Genomic DNA, 16,961 nt, shown 5'->3' on the forward strand with positions numbered 1-16,961 from the left:
CGCGGTCGGACGTGGGACGCGTGGCGTCGCCCTTCGGCGCGACCAGCGCCTTGCCGCGGAACTCCCCCGATACGATGCGCAAACCGGCCGGCTCCCTTGTCCCCTCGCCTTCCCCGTTCCAAGCTTTGGCCGACAAAGCAAGACGGGAGGAGACGCCGATGGGCCTGGTGACGGTGGAACGTCGCGGCGGGACCGCGATCATGACCTACGCCAATCCGCCCTGGGGGACGATGACGGCCGCCGGCTCGCAGGAGATGCTGGAGCTCTTCCGGCCGCTCGCCGCCGATCCGGCGGTGCGCTGCGTGGTCATCACCGGCGGCGTGCCCGGCATCTTCATTCGCCACTATGACGTGGACGAACTGTCGAACATGGGCGAGGCGCTGAAGGACCGCCCGCCGCCCCCGCCTGCCGATGGGCCTCCCGAGCAGGGCTTCCTGGCGCTGGTCGATGCGATCACCGCCGCGCCGAAGCCGGTCATCGCCGCCATCAACGGCCTCTGCATGGGCGGCGGGTTCGAGCTCACGCTGGCCTGCGACCTGCGCATCGCCGACCCGAAGGCCGAGGCGATCGGCCTGCCCGAGACCCGCGTCGGCATCTTTCCCGGCGGCGGCGGCACCCAGCGGCTCCCGCGCGTGGTGGGCGAGGCCAAGGCGCTGGAGATCATCCTGCGGGGGCTGACGTTCACCGGCGCGCAGGCGCACGCCATCGGCATGGTGCACGAACTGGCCGCAGACCCGCTGGCCCGCGCGCTCGAGATCGCCGCCGAGTTCGAGGCGAAGGGCGCGGACGGCGTGGCCTACGCCAAGCGCCTCACCCGCGCGGCCCTCGACCGCCCGGTTTCCGAGGGCCTGGCCGACGAGCGGGCGAGCTTCCTGGCCGTGATGCAGACGGCCTCGGCCCGCGCGGGCCTGGCGGAGGGCCGCCGGCCGGCCGAGATCCAGAAGGTCTAGCGGGCGCGGCGCCCTTGGCGGCGCGCGGCGGGGCCTTTCCGCCCTCCGACTTCTGCCCCTTGGGCTTGGGGGGCGGGTGCGGCCGCGCCTTGATCTTCGGCTTGGCCCAGCCGGCCTTGTAGGCCTTCTTCGCCGGCGCTTCCGGGACCACGGCGACCGGCGCCGCTTCAGCCTGCGCCGCGGCCTGCTGCGCCCGCCGCCGTTGCTTGGCCGGCGCGCGGTACTGCGGCCGGTCGCCGGTGGGCAGGTTGGCCGGGTCGATGTACTCGGCGAACTGCTCGCGGATCACCCGCGGGCCCACCTCTTCCAACTCGCCGACGCCCAGGGTCCCCAGGGCCAGCGGGCCGTACGAAAGGCGGATCAGGCGGTTCACCTTGAGCCCGATGGACTCGAGCACCCGCCGGACCTCCCGGTTCTTGCCCTCGTGCAGCGTCACGGTCAGCCACAGGTTCGCGCCCTGCGGCCCCTCCTTCGCCTTGTCGAGCCTGGCCTCGACCGGCCCGTACTTGACGCCCTCGACGGTGACGCCGGCCTTGAGGCGGTCCAGCCGCTCCTGATTGGTGCGGCCGTGGGCCCGGGCGCGGTAGCGGCGGACGATGGCGCTCGACGGCATCTCCAGCGCCCGCGCCAGCTCGCCGTCGTTGGTCAGCAGCAGGAGCCCCTCGGAGTTGAGGTCCAGCCGCCCCACCGAGATCAGCCGCGGCAGGCCCTCGGGCAGCGCCTCGAAGACCGTGGGACGGCCCAGGGGATCCTTGTGCGTCGTCACGAGCCCCACAGGCTTGTGGTAGCGGAACAGCCGCGCGGGCTCGGGCTCGCCCACCACTTCGCCGTCGACCGTGACGATGTCGCCCGGCTCGACCTTCACCGCGGGCGTCTCCAGCACGCGCCCGTTGATGGCCACCCGCCCTTCGCCGATCAGCCGCTCGACGTCGCGTCGCGAGCCCACGCCGGCGCGCGCCAGCAGCTTGGCCACGCGCTCGCCGCCGGCCTCGTCGCCGTCGCTGCCGTCTTGACCGGGCTCGCCGCGCTCTGTTCGTAGGGGATCGTGGACCATGACCGCCGGACAATGCGCATCGCGCTCGAAGCCGCGCAAGCCGCCGCCGCGGCCGGCGAGACGCCGGTGGGCGCCGTCGTGGTCGACCCCGCGACGGGCGAGGTGGTCGCCGTGGGCGCGAACCAACCGATCGGCGCGCACGATCCCACCGCTCATGCCGAGATCGTGGCCCTGCGCGCCGCCGCGGCCAAGCGCGGCAACTACCGCCTGACCGGGCTCACGCTCTACGTGACGCTCGAGCCCTGCGCCATGTGCGCCGGCGCCATCAGCCACGCCCGCATCGGCCGGCTCGTGTTCGGCGCCGAGGACGTCAAGGGCGGCGCGGTCGTGAACGGGCCCCGCTTCTTCCATCAGCCCACCTGCCACTGGCGCCCGCAGGTGGAAGGCGGCGTCCTGGCCGACGAGGCGGGCGAGCTGCTCCGGAGCTTCTTCCGGGCCCGGCGCGGACGCTGACGCGCCGCCTGTCGCAAGCCGCTGTTCCGCCGGTTCGCCCGCGCTAAGCTGCGCCGATGCGACCGATGATGATGATCCTGGCCCTCTCGGCCCTCGCCTCCGCGGCCCAGGCGGACCCCGCGGACGATATCGCCAGGCTCGGCTGGATGGCCGGAAGCTGGATCCACGAGCAGGACGGCGTGGTCACCCGGGAGACCTGGCTGGCGCCGCTGGGCGGAGTCATGGCCGGGGCCGCCCAGACCAATGCGCCCGGGAAGCGTCCGTTCGTGTCGCACTACAAGATCACGCCGGAACCGGCCGGCGCGACCCTGACCGCCTACCTGCCCGGCCAGCCGCCGACGCCGTTCGTGCTCGTGCCCGGCAAGGATGGCGAGGCCGTCTTCGAGAACAAGGCGCACGACTTTCCCCAGCGTGTCGTCTTCCGCCGCTGCGACGATGGTCTGTGCGCCCGCACCGAGGGCGTAATCGGGGGCAGGCTGCAGTCCGAGGCGTGGCGCTACCGTCGGGCGCCCTGACGGCGCCTCTGGACGAGGCCCTTGCACTGGCCGCGCCTCGAGTCCGATGATGCTTCCAAACAACGGTATGGAGGGAACGTCATGGCGGGACTGCTCGAGGGCAAGGTCGCGATCATCACCGGCGCGGGCAACGGACTGGGCGAGGCCTATGCGAAGCTGTTCGCCCAGGAGGGCGCGGCCGTGGTCGTCAACGACCTGGGCGGCGCGCGCGACGGCACCGGGGCGGACGTGTCCGCTGCGCAGAAGGTCGTCGACGCCATCAAGGCCGCGGGGGGGCGCGCGGTCGCCAACGGCGACGACGTCTCCACGATCGAGGGCGGCGAGAACATCCTGAAGTCGGCGCTCGACGCATTCGGCAAGGTGGACATCCTCGTCTGCAACGCCGGGATCCTGAGGGACAAGACCTTCGCCAACACGTCCGAGGCCGACTGGGACGCCGTCATCAAGGTGCACCTGAAGGGCACCTACTGCTGCGCCCTGCCCGTCTGGAAATGGATGAAGGACAACGGCGGCGGATCGATGGTGCTCACCTCGTCCACCTCGGGCCTCTACGGCAACTTCGGCCAGACCAACTACGGCGCCGCCAAGGCCGGCATCTACGGGATGGTGCGGGTGATGGCGATCGAGGGCCGCAAGTACAACATCCGCGTCATGGGCCTCGCGCCCGGCGCCTACACCCGCATGACCTCGGACCTGCCCGGTCGCAAGGGCCAGGAGCCCGACCCGCTGTCCCTGCCCGAGAACATCGCGCCCGGCGTGCTGTTCATGGTCTCGGACCTCGCCGCCGACCACTCGGGCAAGATCCTGGGCGTCTCCTCGCGCGGCGTGCGCGAGATCAAGATGCTGGAGACCGAGGGCTTTGCGCCCGGCCGGCCCTACACCGCCGAGGAGGTGGCCAAGAACGCGGCCAAGGTCTTCTTCCCGACGCCGGAGTCCCGGCGCGTCGCCGAGGTGCGGATGGCCGAGCCGACGCGGGTCGGCTAGCCGCAGTTCCGGATGTCATCCCGGCTTCGCCGCGAGGCGGAGACCGGGATGGTCTCCTATGTCGTGGACGCTAGGCCTACGAACGCTGGCCGAGCCAAGCCTGCTCGGCGCGTGCCTTCAACGCCTGGTTCATCGCCTGGAAGCCTTGGCGAACCGAACGGCCGACGCGCTTGCCCAGCGAAGGCCCCATCAGGCCCCCGAAGATCTCGCCGTTGTCGACGATGCAGCCCGTCTCGTGGAGCGGCGATATCTCGAGGTAGCGAAGCGTGCGGATCATCCCGCCCATCATCGACAGCTGCCAGTGGAGCTGTTCGCCGGGCACCCATTCGAGGACCTTCGGACGGATCTCCTGCGCGGCCTGTCCCGGCAGTTCCAGCGTCAAGGTCAGGATCTCGCCGATCCGCACGGCGCCGGCCGCGCGGGTGTAGGTCGGGTTCCACTCGTGCCAGCGGTCGATGTCGTAGACGATGTCCCAGATCACCTCCGCCGGCGCCTGGATGCCGATCCGATCCTCGATCCGGAGTCCGGAGGGACCCTTGGGCGGCGGCGGCTTGCCCTCGGTCTTGAGCGACATCGTCTTCGGCCCAAGGGCGCCGCCGCGGCGTCCGAAGGGGCCCGCCATCAGATCGTTGCCGGGCTTGAAGGGCATCAGGCCTGCTCCTTGATCCGCCAGGTCGCCCCGCTGGGGCCATCCATGACCTCCACATTCAACGCGGCGAGTTCGGCGCGGATGCGGTCGGCTTCGGGCCAGTTCTTGGCGGCGCGCGCCTCGGCCCGGGCGGCGATCAGGGACTCGACCTGGGTCTTCAGGTCGTCGTCGGCGCCGGACTGGAACCACGCCTGCGGGTCGGCGCCCAGGAAGCCCATGAGCCGGGCGGCGTCCAGAAGGAGGCCCCGGCTGCTGGCGGCCGCGAGCGCGTCCCTGGCCATGATCGCGGCCCGCACCCTGTCCGAGAGCTGGAACAGGGCCGCGAAGGCCGCCGGCGTGTTGAGGTCGTCGTCCAGGGCGCGCAGCACGTCGGCGTGCTCCGCGGCGCCGGCGGCGCTCTGCGCGCCGTCCGGCGCGGGCTGGCCGGCCAGGAAACGCGCGCAATCGTCCAGCACCCGATAGAGCCGGTCGAGCGCGCTCTTGGCCTGCTCGATGAGGGCGTCCGTCCACTCCAGCTGCTGGCGGTAGTGGCCCGTCAGAAGGGCCCAGCGGATCGCCTCGCCCGGGTAGAGCTTGAGCAGGTCGTGGGCCAGGGCGACGTTGCCCAGGCTCTTGCTCATCTTCTCGTCGCCCATGTTGAGGAAGCCGTTGTGCATCCAGACGCCGGCGTACTCGCGCCCGCCGTGGCCCGAGCAGACCCCCTGGGCCAACTCGTTCTCATGGTGCGGGAAGACCAAGTCCACGCCGCCGCCGTGGATGTCGATCGGCAGGCCCAGGGCCTCGTGGATCATCGCCGTGCACTCGATGTGCCAGCCGGGCCGCCCCGGGCCCCATGGACTGGGCCACTCCGGCTCCCCGGCCTTCGACGGCTTCCACAGCACGAAATCTGCGGGATGGCGCTTGTAGGGCGCCACATCCACCCGGGCGCCGGCGATCATCTCGTCCATCGGATGGCCCGAGAGCTTGCCGTAGTCGCTGAACGCCTGGGTGTCGAAGAGCACGTGGCCTTCCGCGGCGTAGGCGCCGTTGTTGCGGACCAGGTCCCCGATCATCCCGACGATGGCGTCCATCGTCTGGGTCACGCGCGGCTGGAAGGTCGGCGGCAAGGCGCCCAGCGCGGCGGCGTCGGCGTTGTAGGCGTCCAGGTACCGGTCGGTGATGACCTGGATCGGCACGCCTTCCTCGGCGGCCTTGCGGTTGATCTTATCGTCCACGTCCGTGACGTTCGCCGCATAGAGGACGTGGTCCTCGCCGTAGTGGCGGCGCAGCAGCCGGAACAGCAGGTCGAAGACCACGACGGGCCGGAAGTTGCCGATGTGGGCGTAGTTGTAGACCGTCGGGCCGCACACATAGAGCGTCACCCGCGCGGGATCCTTCGGGGCGAACGGCGCCTTCTGGCGGCTCATGGTGTCGTAGAGGCTGAGGGTCATGCTGAAGCTAACGCTGCGGAACGGTTGCCCGGAGGGGCTCTGGACCCATATAGAGAACGTCCGGACGGGAGGCCACGGGCCGCGCGTTCGTACGTGATTGGGTGGCACGCGTCATTTCCGGGACCGTCGTCCCGGCGCAACTCAGCCCTGGGAAGACACCTCCGAGACATGGACGCCCCTGCACGCGACCGAACCCTCATCGGGTCCGACGACGGAACCCTTGAACCGTTCAAGCGCCCGAGCCGCGAGGAGGCCATGGAGGCCGTCCGCACGCTGATCGCGTGGGCGGGCGACGATCCGCGGCGGGAGGGCGTGATCGACACGCCCAAGCGCGTGGTGGACGCCTACGCCGAGTGGTTCGAGGGCTACAAGCTCGACCCGGCCAAGGAACTGTCGCGCACCTTCGAGGACGTCCAGGGCTACGACGACATCGTCATGCTCCGCGACATCGAGGTCGAAAGCCACTGCGAGCACCACATGGCGCCGTTCCTGGGCAAGGCCTACGTGGCCTACATGCCGACGAACCGGGTCGTGGGGATTTCCAAGCTGGCCAAGGTGGTCGAGATCTTCGCGCGCCGTCTCCAGACCCAGGAGACCATGACCCAGCAGATCGCCGACGCCATCACCGACAGCCTGCGCCCGGCCGGCGTGGCCGTGCTGATCGACGCGGCGCACCAGTGCATGACCACGCGCGGCGTGCACCACCGGCACGTGTCGACGATCACGACCCAGTTCACGGGCGTCTTCAAGACGGATCCCACGCTGCGCCAGCGGTTCCTGGACTTCGTCAACCGGCGCTAGCGCGACAGGCGTCCCGCCCACAGGTCGTAACGCCTGGGCTCCGTCGCGACGCGGCGGGGATGCGGAACCTGTCGCGCATGCACCAGGCTCACCAGCACGAAGCTGAGCAGCATCAGGAGATACCAGGACCCCAGCTTGCCCGCCGAAACCGGACGCCAGCCGTCCCGCTGTTCCGGGTAGGTCCAGGCGGCGGCGAAGGTGCCGACGTTCTCTGCGATCCAGATGAACAGGGCGACCAGCGCAAAGCCGAGCAGCAGCGGCATGCGGCGCGGCGCATGATCGGGCGTGAAGACCACCCGGGTCGGCGCGAAGGCCAGGATCGACAGTGCGAACAGCGCCAGCCTGATGTCCGGCAGGTGGTGGTGCGTGAAGAAGTTGACATACGCCGCCAGCGCCAGCAGCCACGGCGCCCAGCGCGGTGGATAGCGCTCGAACCGCAGGTCCATCAGCCGCCAGATGCGGGCGATGTACGATCCGATGGCAGCGTACATGAACCCTGAGAAGAGCGGCACGCCCCCGATCCGCAGCACGCTCGCCTCAGGATAGATCCAGGAGCCCTGCGCGGTCTTGAAGATCTCCATCGCCGTGCCGACGGCGTGGAAGACCAGTATCACCCGCGCCTCGTCCGGACGCTCCAGCCGCGACGCCAGGAGAAGAACCTGCAGGCCGACCGCGCAGAGCACGAGCAGGTCGTAGCGGGCGAGCGGCGCGTCCGCCGGCCACCACAGCCGCGTCGCCACAAGAAGCACGAGCAGCAGTCCTCCGAACAGGCATGCCCATGCCTGCTTCAGTCCAAACAGCAGGAACTCGTAAGCAAAGCCCCGCAGCCGCCCGCGCTGCGCCCAGGGACGGGCGACGGCGTCGAGCGCGAGCACGCGGTCCTTGGCCCAGGCGTTCAGATCCATCCGGCCAGCTTCGCGGCGGCGCGTGCAGGCGCCATGGAGGACCTGTCCGCTCGGCGCGCGAAAGTCGGATGCGCCGAGCGCGAGCCTGCGCCATATGGAGGGCATGGCCAGCTTCCCCACCGCGCCTTCGAAAGACGCCCTCGAGCAGGGCGAGGTCCTGAGCCCGCGATTTGACGCTGCGGGCCTCATCGCGGCCGTGACGACCCACGCCGAGACGGGCGAGGTGCTCATGCTGGCCTGGATGAACGACGAGGCCCTCCAGAAGACCATCGCCACCGGCGAGGCCCACTACTGGAGCCGCTCCCGCGGCGAGCTCTGGCACAAGGGGGCGACGTCCGGTCAGGTGCAGCTCGTCGACGAGCTGCGCATCGACTGCGATCAGGACGCGGTCTGGCTGAAGGTGCGGCCGCAGGGCGACGGCGGCGCCTGCCACACAGGCGCGCGTTCGTGCTTCTACCGCGTCGTCGAGGACGGCCGGCTCGTCCGGCGGTGAGCGGCGTCTCCGCGCTGACCGCCGCGACCCAATGGATCAGCGCTAGGCTTCGCTGAGCTTCGAGACGCCGGCGCCCTGCGGCGTCACCCGGAAGCGCTTCACCACCCGGCTCCGGAACGGCTTCGCCGTGATCGTCGAGACGGCGATCATGTCGGCGCGCGCCTCCCGTCGGGTCAGCGTCAGCAGGATGAACCCGCGATCGGACTGGTTGTTGTAGCGGACCTCGGGGCTGGCGCGGGCGATCAGTTCACCCCAGTCGAGGCCCTCGGCCACCTCGCCGGCGCCTGGGCTGGTCACCGCGCTCGTCCCGAACTCGCAGGCCACGAGGCGCCCGGCGTCGTCGCTGAGTTCGTTCGCCCAGAAGGAGTGGCTGTCGCCCGCCAGCACGATGGGCCGGGCACCGGCTTCGCGCAGGAGGCCGTAGAAGCGCTCACGCGCGACGGGATACCCGTCCCACATGTCGAGCGCCACCGGCAGGCCCAATGCGGCGGCTTTCTCGCGCTGCTCGAGGCGGCGCAAGGCTTCGGGGCGCAGCCGCGCCGCTTCCTCCGGCTTCAGCGCTTCGCGCGTCGGCGCCACCACCCGGCCCATGACGACCTCGTTGCCCAGCACCTGCCAGGCGTGACCGGCGCGGACCGAGGCCTGCAGCTCGCTGCGGATCCAGGCCTCCTGGGCGTCATCCATCATGCGCCGCGACGGGTCGTTCAGCTTCGCCCGGAAGGCCGCGACGTCCGGCTTGCCGTCGACCATGGGCAGATCACGTTCGAGTTCGAGCTGTTCGTCGCGGGCGGTCAGCCGGGTCTCGATCATCACCAGGGCGGCGAGGTCCCCGAACCGGAAGCTCCGCATCGACGCCTCGGCGAGCCCCTGCCCCGGCTTCGGATCGCGGATAGGCATCCACTCGTAGTACGCGCGCAGGGCGACGGCCTTGCGGGCGGTCCAGTCGCCTTCCTTGGCCGGATCGTGGTTCTCGGCGCCGTTGAGGAAGCTGTTGTTCGCCGTCTCGTGATCGTCCCAGGCGACGATCCAGGGCGCGCGCGCATGGGCGGCCTGCGCGTCGGGATCGCTCTTGTACTGCGCATGTCGGCGCCGGTAGTCGTCCAGGGTGACGATCTCGCGCGGAGGATCGTGCGGCCGCTCGCCGGCCACCGGCGAGTCCATGCCGTAGCTGCCCGGGCCGCCGTACTCATAGATGTAGTCGCCCAGGTGCAGCACCGCGTCGACGCGCGGCAGATCCGCGATGGCCCGATACACGTTGAAATAGCCGTTCGGGTAGAGGCTGCAGGAGGCAACCGCCAGCACGACGTCTTCGGTCGCGCCGGCCGGCAGCGTGCGGGTGCGGCCCATGGGCGAGGTGACGCCCGCCGCCTCGAACCCGAAGGTGTAGGCGCGGCCGGGCTCCAGGCCAGTCACGTCGACCTTGGCGGTGTAGTCGCGCTCCGGGCCCGTGACGCCCGACCCGCTTCGGGCTCCGCCTGCACGGCGGTCCACCGGGTCGATCCGCCATGTGTAGGCCACCTGGCCGCCCGGCGCGGACGGCGTGATGCGGGTCCAGATCACCACCCGATCCTGCGTCGGGTCGCCCGATGCGACACCGTGCTGGAAACTCACTGTGGAGCTTTGCGCCGCCGCCGGCGTTGCTGCACCGAGGCCCAGCAGGGCCAGCGCGCGTCTCCGATCCACCTTCATGACGTGTCCCCCTGCCGAGCGCCCTCTGTTAGACCTCACCGTAGCACAGGAGCATGACGGTTCATGGCCAGCGAAGCGCTTCACGTCGCCCGCGAGAAACTCTCCCGCAGGACGCTCGAGATGCACTACGCCATCACGTCGCTGATGGAAGAGTTCGAGGCGGTCGACTGGTACCGCCAGCGCGCCGACGACACGGAGGACCCGGAACTGAAGGCCATCCTCCTGCACAACGCCCGCGAAGAGCTGGAGCACGCGGCGATGGTGCTGGAGTGGATCCGCCGCAACGATACCGAGGCCGACGAGCAGTTGCGCGAGTATCTGTTCAAGGACGGCTCCATCACCGGCCACGAAGAGGGCGCCAGCGAGAAGCATGGCCTCTGAGGCGGACGACGAGGCGGGCGCGGACGCGCGCGAGGTCTACGGCCTGAGGGTCGTCGAGGTGACCCCGGACCTCGCGGGCGGTCGGCTGGACAAAACCCTGGCGGCTCTGCTGCCGGAGTTCTCGCGCGCCCGGCTGCAGGCGCTGATCGGCGAGGGCCGCCTGAGCCGCCAGGGCGCGCCGGCCTCGGACGCCTCGGCCAAGGCGGTGGTCGGCGAGTACCGGCTGGAGATTCCGCCACCCGAGCCCGCCGAGCCGCAGCCCGAGGCGATCCCGCTACGGGTGCTGTACGAGGACGCGCACCTGATCGTGCTGGACAAGCCGCCCGGCATGGCCATGCATCCCGCCCCCGGCAGCGAGAGCGGAACGCTGGTCAACGCGCTGCTCCATCACTGCGGCGCCGGCCTTTCCGGCATCGGCGGCGTGGCGCGCCCGGGCATCGTGCACCGCATCGACAAGGACACCTCGGGCGTGGTGGTGGCGGCGAAGACCGACGCCGCGCACCAGGGACTCTCGGCGCTCTTCGCCGCGCATGACATCGAGCGGGTTTACGTCGCCTTCACCCGCGGGGCGCTCACGCCGCCCAAGGGAACCATCGAAGGTGCGATCGCGCGCTCGCCCCACGACCGCAAGAAGATGGCGATCGTGAAGTCCGGCGGCCGCCACGCGGTCACGCACTATCGCGTCGAGCGCGTGTTCGGTCCCGTGGAAAAGCCGCTCGCCGCCCGGGTCGCATGCCGGCTGGAAACCGGGCGGACGCACCAGATCCGCGTGCATCTGGCGAGCCGGGGGACGCCGTGCCTGGGCGATCCGGTCTACGGCTCGGGCAGCGCGCCGTCGACAGTCAGGGCCGCCATGGAAGCTGCACGGCTAGCGCGGCAGGCCCTGCACGCCGCCGTGCTTGGCTTCCGTCACCCGATCACCGGCGCGGCGGTCCGATGCGAGAGCCCCCTCCCGTCCGACATGGCCGCCCTGGAGGCCGAGCTCTCGCGGCTCTGACGGCAGCCGCCGCGGTGCTTGGGCCCTTCGGCGCGCGAGCGGACGCCGAGGCGGCGCGGAATGGCCTGGTCCCCTTACCCTGCGCAGAGGCCGGCCCTCTGCAACCGGTGAGTCGCGGCTACTGCTCGGCCCGACGCCACTACGTCACGCGCTCCGCCCACGCCGCGCTGACCGAGGTTGCAAGCGCCGTCTCGCGAGAACATCCCGGAACGGTGGTTCGCTACATGGAGGCGTCGTGGCCGCGGGCGACGCGACCGATGCCGCCGCATTTGAGTCACGGCGACGGACGCCAGATCGACCTTGCCGTCTTCTACGTGTCCCGCGATGGCCGTCCGCTCGGACGCCCACCAACGGCCTCGGGTTATGGCGCTTTCGAGCCGCCGCGCGCTGGCGATCCTCGCGTCTGCACAGGTCACGGTGGTCATCACGCAGCGCCCGACCCGCCGCCGTCCCGGCGGTGGACGCTGGACGACAGCCGCACGGCCACGCTCCTTCGGACGCTCGCCCGCGACGCGCGCGTGCGCCGGATCTTCATCGAGCCCCATCTCAAGGCGCGCCTGGGCTTCGCGCGTAACGGCAAGGTGCGCTTCGCGGGCTGTGGAGCCGCGCGCCACGACGACCATCTGCATGTGGACTTCCGCTAGCGCCGGTTCGCCAGGGTCAAGGCGATGGCCGCCGGGATCATGGTCAGCGCACCGAGGCGGGCGTCGTACTGGGCCCCGACGAAAGGAAGCCAGAACGCGGCGACATTGCTGAGCGCGTGAAAGAGCGCCACGGCGAAAACGCTGCGGCCCGCGCCGAAGTAGAGCCGCACCATGACGACGCGCACGGCCACGGTCTTGGCGCACTGCCACGCGATCCACTCCGGAGCGCGGTCGGCCTGCAGGAAGGGCAGGATGTGCCAGGCGGCCCAGAAGATGCCAATGGCCAGCGCCGCGGCCGTCTCGCCCCAGCGCTCGCGCATCGGCTCCAGGATGTAGCCCGACCAGCCCAGTTCCTCCCCCAGCGCCGCCACGAAGAAGACCGCCAGCATCATCAGCGGCGCGATCATGGCGCCCGGCTGCGGCTCGCCGAGCAGCCCGGCCTGCCGCTGCAGCAGCCATGCCGCCCCCGCCAGCGCAGGCATCAGGAGGGTGACCGCGAGCCACGGCCATCGTCCGCGCAGCCGCGCGACATCGAAGGACCGCGCCGCCAGCGCCCGCGTCGCGCGGCCTCCGCCCGCCCGCGCCGCGAGGATCAGCGCCGCGGCGGCCGGACAGAAGGCCATCAGGGAACTCGCCGGCAGGCCCGGCAGCGGCTCGAACTGGACCCACGCGCCAAGCGCCCAGAACGGCAGCGTCAGCCCCGTCGTGAGCAGGAAAAACGGGACGATCCGGGCCTGGGGCCCCTGGTCGGCGGCGGTCACGGACCCCATGTTCCGGGGGCTGGTCGGCGCGCGCCTTGCGATGGCGCAAACCCTCCCCGGCATGATTTCCCCGGCGCCACACGCCGCAGCCCGCATCCGTGCCATAGTCGCGGGCAAGGCCGGGGGAATCGGCCGTTGGGAGACAGACGCCGATGACCGCCGCCGCCCCGCACGTGGGCAAAGACAAGCTCGCCAGGATCGTGGCCACGTCCGTGGCCGCATCTTCCATCGAGTGGTACGATTTTTTCATCTACGGCACGGCGGCGGCGCTGGTGTTTCCGCGGCTGTTCTTTCCGGCGGACATGCCGCCGGCGGTGGCGCAGATCGCGGCGTTTTCCACGTTCGCGGTCGGGTTCATCGCGCGGCCGATCGGGGGGATGGTCTTCGGGCACTTCGGGGACCGGGTCGGGCGCAAGAAGGCGCTGGTGGCCGCGCTGATGCTGATGGGCGCGGCGACGACGCTGATCGGCTGCCTGCCGTCCTACCAGCTGATCGGCGTCGGCGCGCCGCTGCTCCTCATCCTGCTCCGGTTCGCGCAGGGCCTGGCCGTCGGCGGGCAGTGGGGCGGCGCCGCCCTCCTGGCCACCGAGAGCGCCCCGCCCGGGCAGAAGGGCTTCTACGGCAGCTTCCCGCAGCTGGGGGTCCCGGCCGGCGTCGTCCTGGCCAACCTCGTCTTCCTGCTGATGACCGCCAACCTCGCCCCCGAGGCCTTCGAGGCCTGGGGCTGGCGCGTGCCCTTCATCCTCAGCGTGGTGCTGGTCGGCCTGGGCCTCTACGTCCAGATCAAGCTGGAGGACTCGCCCGAGTTCCAGGCGCTGGAGGAGGCCAAGGAGATCCAGGCCGAGGGCGCCCGCCGCAGCCCCATCCTCGAGGCCATCATCAAGCACCCCAAGGAGATCCTGCTGGCCGGCGGCTCGTTCGTCGCCTCCAACGGCTGCTTCTACCTGGTGATCACCTTCCTGGTCAGCTACTGCACCACCACGCTGGGCATGGACCGGCCGAAGGTGCTGTGGGCGCTGCTCCTGGGCTCGCTCCTGGCCGCGCCCAGCCTGCCGATCTCGGGCGCGCTCTCGGACCGCATCGGCCGCCGCGCGGTCTACATGATCGGCGCCGTCCTGGGCGGCGTCTGGGCCTTCGCCTTCTGGCGGCTGGTGGACACCCAGGACTTCTGGGCCATGGTCGCGGCGATCACCCTGGCCTCGGTGTGGCTGAACTTCATGTACGGCCCCCAGTCGGCCCTGTTCGCCGAGCTGTTCTCGGTGGAGGTCCGCTACTCGGGCGCCTCGCTCGGCTACCAGCTGGGCGCCATCCTGGGCGGCGGCTTCGCCCCGATCATCGCCACCGCGCTCCTGGCCTCGAACGGCGGCGACTCCAGCATCATCGCCGTCTACATGGCCGCCATGTGCGCCGTCTCGTTCGTCTCGATCCTGCTCCTGGCCGAGACGAACAAGCGCGAGCACCGGACCGGGTAGGGTCCGCACACGGCCCCGCCCATCCCGGCGAATGCCGGGACCCAGATGGCGTGGCTCAGAGAGGGGCTCCAGAGGCGCGGAGCCCTTCCCGTCACGATCCCGCACGTGGATCTGGGTCCCGGCATTCGCCGGGACGATCGGAGGATTTAAGTCAGCCCGCCGCCCCGGCGGCGGCGGCCTCCAGCGCGGCGATGTCCATCCGGGTCATGCCCATGAAGGCCTCGGTGACCGCCCGGGCCTGGGCCGGGCCGCCGTCCGACAGGAGCCGGGGCAGGATGGCCGGGGTGATCTGCCACGACAGCCCCCAGCGGTCCTTGCACCAGCCGCACGGCTGCTCCGAGCCGCCGTCGGCGGTGAGCGCGTCCCAGTAGCGGTCGATCTCGGCCTGGTCCTCGCACGGGACCTGGATGGAGATCGCCTCGTTGAACGTGAACATCGGCCCCCCGTCGAGGGCCACGAAGGCCTGGCCGTTCAGCTCGAACTCCACGGTCAGGGTGTCGCCGGCCTTCTTGCCCCCCGGCGCGTCGGCGGCGTAGCGCGTGATCGTCCCGAGGCGCGAGTTGGGGAACAGCGAGACGTAGAAGCGCGCGGCCTCCTCGGCGGCGCTGTCGAACCAGAGGCAGGTGATGAAGGGCTTCATGGCGGGCTCCTGTGTCTAGGGTCGGCGGCGTCGTGAGAGGGCGTCGGCGCCTCGCGCGCCATGGGCTTCGCCGTCCTGCGCACACCACCATCCCCGGCCCTTCCTCAATCGAGGAGGAAGGGAGGGTGATGCTTCAAGGACGTGGGAAGTTGGGGCGTTCCGACAGGCCCGGGGCGCAGGCGTCGGCGCCTCGCGCGCCATGAGCTTCGCCGTCCTGCGCGCACCTCCATCCCCGGCCCTTCCTCCATCGAGGAGGAAGGGAGACGGCGCCTGAAGGGCCCCACGCCGCGCCCTTCCTCTCCCGCTCGCGGGAGAGGGGGACCGCCCGCCGAAGAGCGGGGGGTGGAGAGGGCGAGCGGCAGCCTCGGCGTACGGGACGGCCGTGTTTCGACAGGCCCAGGGCGTCCTCCGTCGGCGCCTCGCGCGCCATGAGCTTCGCCGTCCTGCGCGCACCTCCATCCCCGGCCCTTCCTCCATCGAGGAGGAAGGGAGACGGCGCCTGAAGGGGCCCACGCCGCCCCTTCCTCTCCCGCTCGCGGGAGAGGGGGACCGCCCGCCGGAGAGCGGGGGGTGGAGAGGGTAAGCGGCCTCCCCGGCGCTCGGGACGGCCGCGTTCCGACAGGGCCGGCGCGCAGGCGTTGAAGGGGCGTCGGCGCCTCGCGCGCCATGAGCTTCGCGGTCCTGCGCGCACCACCATCCCCGGCCCTTCCTCCATCGAGGAGGAAGGGAGTCTTGAGTTGGGGCGTTCCGCGCCGCAGGCGATCGATTGAACCGCGGAGGACGCGGAGAAGAACGCAGAGGCCTCCGCGCTCTCCGCGCCGCCTCTGCGACCTCTGCGGCCCGCAGTTTCGCTATCGAACCGATGAGAAACGGCGCCTTGTTCCTGCCATCTGAGCAGCGTAAAAATCCCGACTACCGAAGTGGGACATTCGGGGCGTTCCTCCCAGCGACCCCTACCGCTCCCGGAACCCGGCGCCTATCTGACGGGTAGAGGGGGGCGAGGTTCGAAGCGTGCCGCCACGCGTGCGACCCGGACGTCTCGTCAGTGAGCTGTCAGAAAAGCTCGTGAGTTGAGGGGATTGAGCATGGCTGCGAACGCGCTTGCCGTGATGTCGCCGGAAGGCGGCCTCAGCCGGTACCTGTCGGAAATCCGCAAGTTCCCGATGCTGGCCAAGGACCAGGAATTCATGCTGGCCAAGCGCTGGCAGGAGCACCAGGACCCCGAGGCCGCCCACCAGCTGGTCACCAGCCACCTGCGCCTGGTGGCCAAGATCGCCATGGGCTACCGCGGCTACGGCCTGCCGATCGGCGAGGTGATCTCCGAGGGCAACGTCGGCCTGATGCAGGCGGTGAAGAAGTTCGACCCGGACAAGGGCTTCCGCCTGGCCACCTACGCCATGTGGTGGATCCGCGCCTCGATCCAGGAATTCATCCTGCGTTCGTGGAGCCTGGTGAAGATGGGCACCACGGCGGCGCAGAAGAAGCTGTTCTTCAACCTGCGCAAGGCCAAGTCCGAGATCGCCGCCCTGCAGGAGGGCGACCTGCGCCCCGACCAGGTGAGCCAGATCGCCACCAAGCTGGGCGTGCTGGACGAGGAGGTGGTGTCGATGAACCGCCGCCTCTCGGGCGGCGACGCCAGCCTGAACTCGCCCCTGCGCTCCGACTCCGAGAGCGAGTGGCAGGACTGGCTGGTCGACAACGACACGCCCAGCCAGGAGACCGTGGTGGCCGACACGCAGGAGATGAACCTACGCATGAGCCTGCTCGAGGCGGCGATGACCGAGCTCACCGACCGCGAGCGCCACATCCTGACCGAGCGCCGCCTGAAGGACGAGCCCACCACCCTGGAAGACCTGGCCACGGAATACGGCGTCAGCCGCGAACGCGTGCGCCAGATCGAGGTCCGCGCCTTCGAGAAGCTGCAGAAGTCCATGCGCGCCGCCGCAGCGGAGCGGAACCTGGTGGAGGCGTAGGCCGCCGGGCGGTCGCGGCCGGCGCTGGCCGGGGAAGACGAGAAGGCGGCCGCGCCCGAAAGGGCTCGGCCGCCTTTTGCGTTTGGGGGGCATGTGGGGGCAAGCTGCTTTCCGCCAGAAGCGGAACTTGGACTAGGTCATCAAAACGGACATTCAGCGCTTGCGCGCAA

The 16,961-nt window shown here is 70.7% G+C and carries 18 protein-coding genes and 1 pseudogene; 11 read left to right on the forward strand and 8 right to left on the reverse strand.

Annotated features, from left to right (window positions below; all coding sequences use genetic code 11):
- The coding region (locus tag JNK30_RS01390) for an RsmD family RNA methyltransferase (protein WP_293479525.1) at positions 1-82 on the reverse strand (82 nt) is incomplete at its 3' end.
- Between the two features lie 148 nt (positions 83-230).
- On the opposite strand from JNK30_RS01390, the pseudogene JNK30_RS01395 reads away from it, so the two are divergent.
- Positions 231-854 (forward strand): annotated as a pseudogene (locus JNK30_RS01395) (enoyl-CoA hydratase/isomerase family protein); the annotation flags it as partial.
- Here JNK30_RS01395 and JNK30_RS01400 read toward each other — a convergent pair.
- The gene (locus tag JNK30_RS01400; protein WP_293479485.1) at positions 811-2,004 is read right to left on the reverse strand and encodes a pseudouridine synthase; all 1,194 of its coding nucleotides are present in this window, start codon (positions 2,002-2,004) and stop codon (positions 811-813) included. The pseudogene JNK30_RS01395 and the gene JNK30_RS01400 sit on opposite strands and share 44 nt — an antisense overlap.
- 12 nt (positions 2,005-2,016) lie before the next feature.
- On the opposite strand from JNK30_RS01400, the gene tadA reads away from it, so the two are divergent.
- The 3 genes from tadA (at position 2,017) to JNK30_RS01415 (ending at position 3,956) form a co-directional block, all read left to right on the forward strand.
- Entirely contained in the window at positions 2,017-2,457 is a 441-nt protein-coding gene (gene tadA / locus JNK30_RS01405; RefSeq protein WP_293479487.1) for a tRNA adenosine(34) deaminase TadA, read from the forward strand.
- A 56-nt stretch (positions 2,458-2,513) separates the two neighbouring features.
- A complete protein-coding gene (locus JNK30_RS01410; RefSeq protein WP_293479489.1) occupies positions 2,514-2,972 on the forward strand; it encodes a DUF6265 family protein in 459 nt (152 codons plus the stop codon).
- A gap of 81 nt (positions 2,973-3,053) precedes the next feature.
- Positions 3,054-3,956, forward strand: coding sequence for an SDR family NAD(P)-dependent oxidoreductase (locus JNK30_RS01415; protein ID WP_293479491.1), 903 nt, complete (start codon positions 3,054-3,056; stop codon positions 3,954-3,956).
- A 76-nt stretch (positions 3,957-4,032) separates the two neighbouring features.
- Here the strand turns inward: JNK30_RS01415 and JNK30_RS01420 are convergent, their stop codons facing one another.
- Together JNK30_RS01420 and cysS are read right to left on the reverse strand one after the other, a co-directional pair.
- Positions 4,033-4,605 carry an SRPBCC domain-containing protein gene (locus JNK30_RS01420; RefSeq protein ID WP_293479493.1) on the reverse strand — a complete coding sequence of 191 codons (573 nt, stop codon included), beginning with the start codon at positions 4,603-4,605 and terminating at the stop codon, positions 4,033-4,035.
- Entirely contained in the window at positions 4,605-6,035 is a 1,431-nt protein-coding gene (gene cysS, locus JNK30_RS01425) for a cysteine--tRNA ligase (protein WP_293479495.1), read from the reverse strand. The genes JNK30_RS01420 and cysS overlap by 1 nt, the downstream gene beginning before the upstream one ends.
- Before the next feature lie 168 nt (positions 6,036-6,203).
- Here cysS and folE point away from each other — a divergent pair, with 168 nt between their 5' ends.
- Complete coding sequence (folE, locus tag JNK30_RS01430) at positions 6,204-6,836, forward strand: GTP cyclohydrolase I FolE (protein WP_293479496.1); 633 nt, start codon at positions 6,204-6,206, stop codon at positions 6,834-6,836.
- Here folE and JNK30_RS01435 read toward each other — a convergent pair.
- The gene (locus tag JNK30_RS01435; RefSeq protein ID WP_293479527.1) at positions 6,833-7,741 is read right to left on the reverse strand and encodes a DUF817 domain-containing protein; all 909 of its coding nucleotides are present in this window, start codon (positions 7,739-7,741) and stop codon (positions 6,833-6,835) included. The genes folE and JNK30_RS01435 overlap by 4 nt on opposite strands.
- Positions 7,742-7,844: 103 nt before the next feature.
- On the opposite strand from JNK30_RS01435, the gene hisI reads away from it, so the two are divergent.
- A complete protein-coding gene (hisI, locus tag JNK30_RS01440; RefSeq protein ID WP_293479497.1) occupies positions 7,845-8,234 on the forward strand; it encodes a phosphoribosyl-AMP cyclohydrolase in 390 nt (129 codons plus the stop codon).
- Between the two features lie 42 nt (positions 8,235-8,276).
- Here the strand turns inward: hisI and JNK30_RS01445 are convergent, their stop codons facing one another.
- A complete protein-coding gene (locus JNK30_RS01445; RefSeq protein WP_293479499.1) occupies positions 8,277-9,845 on the reverse strand; it encodes an alkaline phosphatase D family protein in 1,569 nt (522 codons plus the stop codon).
- Between the two features lie 141 nt (positions 9,846-9,986).
- On the opposite strand from JNK30_RS01445, the gene JNK30_RS01450 reads away from it, so the two are divergent.
- The 3 genes from JNK30_RS01450 (at position 9,987) to JNK30_RS01460 (ending at position 11,945) form a co-directional block, all read left to right on the forward strand.
- The gene (locus JNK30_RS01450; protein ID WP_293479500.1) at positions 9,987-10,304 is read left to right on the forward strand and encodes a ferritin family protein; all 318 of its coding nucleotides are present in this window, start codon (positions 9,987-9,989) and stop codon (positions 10,302-10,304) included.
- Entirely contained in the window at positions 10,294-11,301 is a 1,008-nt protein-coding gene (locus JNK30_RS01455) for an RluA family pseudouridine synthase (RefSeq protein WP_293479501.1), read from the forward strand. Before JNK30_RS01450 ends, JNK30_RS01455 begins: the two co-directional genes overlap by 11 nt.
- Positions 11,302-11,513: 212 nt before the next feature.
- Entirely contained in the window at positions 11,514-11,945 is a 432-nt protein-coding gene (locus JNK30_RS01460) for a penicillin-insensitive murein endopeptidase (protein WP_293479502.1), read from the forward strand.
- Here the strand turns inward: JNK30_RS01460 and JNK30_RS01465 are convergent.
- Positions 11,942-12,706, reverse strand: a complete 765-nt coding sequence (locus JNK30_RS01465) for a CPBP family intramembrane glutamic endopeptidase (RefSeq protein WP_293479503.1) — start codon at positions 12,704-12,706, stop codon at positions 11,942-11,944. The genes JNK30_RS01460 and JNK30_RS01465 overlap by 4 nt on opposite strands.
- Positions 12,707-12,858: 152 nt before the next feature.
- On the opposite strand from JNK30_RS01465, the gene JNK30_RS01470 reads away from it, so the two are divergent.
- The gene (locus tag JNK30_RS01470) at positions 12,859-14,178 is read left to right on the forward strand and encodes an MFS transporter (protein ID WP_293479504.1); all 1,320 of its coding nucleotides are present in this window, start codon (positions 12,859-12,861) and stop codon (positions 14,176-14,178) included.
- Positions 14,179-14,329: 151 nt separating this feature from the next.
- Here JNK30_RS01470 and JNK30_RS01475 read toward each other — a convergent pair whose 3' ends face one another.
- Entirely contained in the window at positions 14,330-14,818 is a 489-nt protein-coding gene (locus tag JNK30_RS01475) for a VOC family protein (protein WP_293479505.1), read from the reverse strand.
- Between the two features lie 1,085 nt (positions 14,819-15,903).
- On the opposite strand from JNK30_RS01475, the gene rpoH reads away from it, so the two are divergent.
- On the forward strand, positions 15,904-16,791 hold the full coding sequence (gene rpoH, locus JNK30_RS01480) for an RNA polymerase sigma factor RpoH (RefSeq protein ID WP_293479506.1): 888 nt from the start codon (positions 15,904-15,906) through the stop codon (positions 16,789-16,791).
- Positions 16,792-16,961: the final 170 nt, after the last annotated feature.

The sequence above is a fragment of the Phenylobacterium sp. genome (genome assembly GCF_016793225.1).
GTDB lineage: Bacteria > Pseudomonadota > Alphaproteobacteria > Caulobacterales > Caulobacteraceae > Phenylobacterium.

Coding starts and splice junctions, on each gene's coding strand:
- JNK30_RS01455 (WP_293479501.1), top strand. CDS start 10,294: ATGGCCTCTGAGGCGGACGACGAGGCGGGCGCGGACGCGCGCGAGGTC.
- tadA (WP_293479487.1), top strand. CDS start 2,017: ATGCGCATCGCGCTCGAAGCCGCGCAAGCCGCCGCCGCGGCCGGCGAG.
- folE (WP_293479496.1), top strand. CDS start 6,204: ATGGACGCCCCTGCACGCGACCGAACCCTCATCGGGTCCGACGACGGA.
- rpoH (WP_293479506.1), top strand. CDS start 15,904: ATGGCTGCGAACGCGCTTGCCGTGATGTCGCCGGAAGGCGGCCTCAGC.
- JNK30_RS01410 (WP_293479489.1), top strand. CDS start 2,514: ATGCGACCGATGATGATGATCCTGGCCCTCTCGGCCCTCGCCTCCGCG.
- JNK30_RS01475 (WP_293479505.1), bottom strand. CDS start 14,818: ATGAAGCCCTTCATCACCTGCCTCTGGTTCGACAGCGCCGCCGAGGAG.
- hisI (WP_293479497.1), top strand. CDS start 7,845: ATGGCCAGCTTCCCCACCGCGCCTTCGAAAGACGCCCTCGAGCAGGGC.
- JNK30_RS01420 (WP_293479493.1), bottom strand. CDS start 4,605: ATGCCCTTCAAGCCCGGCAACGATCTGATGGCGGGCCCCTTCGGACGC.
- JNK30_RS01450 (WP_293479500.1), top strand. CDS start 9,987: ATGGCCAGCGAAGCGCTTCACGTCGCCCGCGAGAAACTCTCCCGCAGG.
- JNK30_RS01415 (WP_293479491.1), top strand. CDS start 3,054: ATGGCGGGACTGCTCGAGGGCAAGGTCGCGATCATCACCGGCGCGGGC.
- JNK30_RS01400 (WP_293479485.1), bottom strand. CDS start 2,004: ATGGTCCACGATCCCCTACGAACAGAGCGCGGCGAGCCCGGTCAAGAC.
- cysS (WP_293479495.1), bottom strand. CDS start 6,035: ATGACCCTCAGCCTCTACGACACCATGAGCCGCCAGAAGGCGCCGTTC.
- JNK30_RS01470 (WP_293479504.1), top strand. CDS start 12,859: ATGACCGCCGCCGCCCCGCACGTGGGCAAAGACAAGCTCGCCAGGATC.
- JNK30_RS01435 (WP_293479527.1), bottom strand. CDS start 7,741: ATGGATCTGAACGCCTGGGCCAAGGACCGCGTGCTCGCGCTCGACGCC.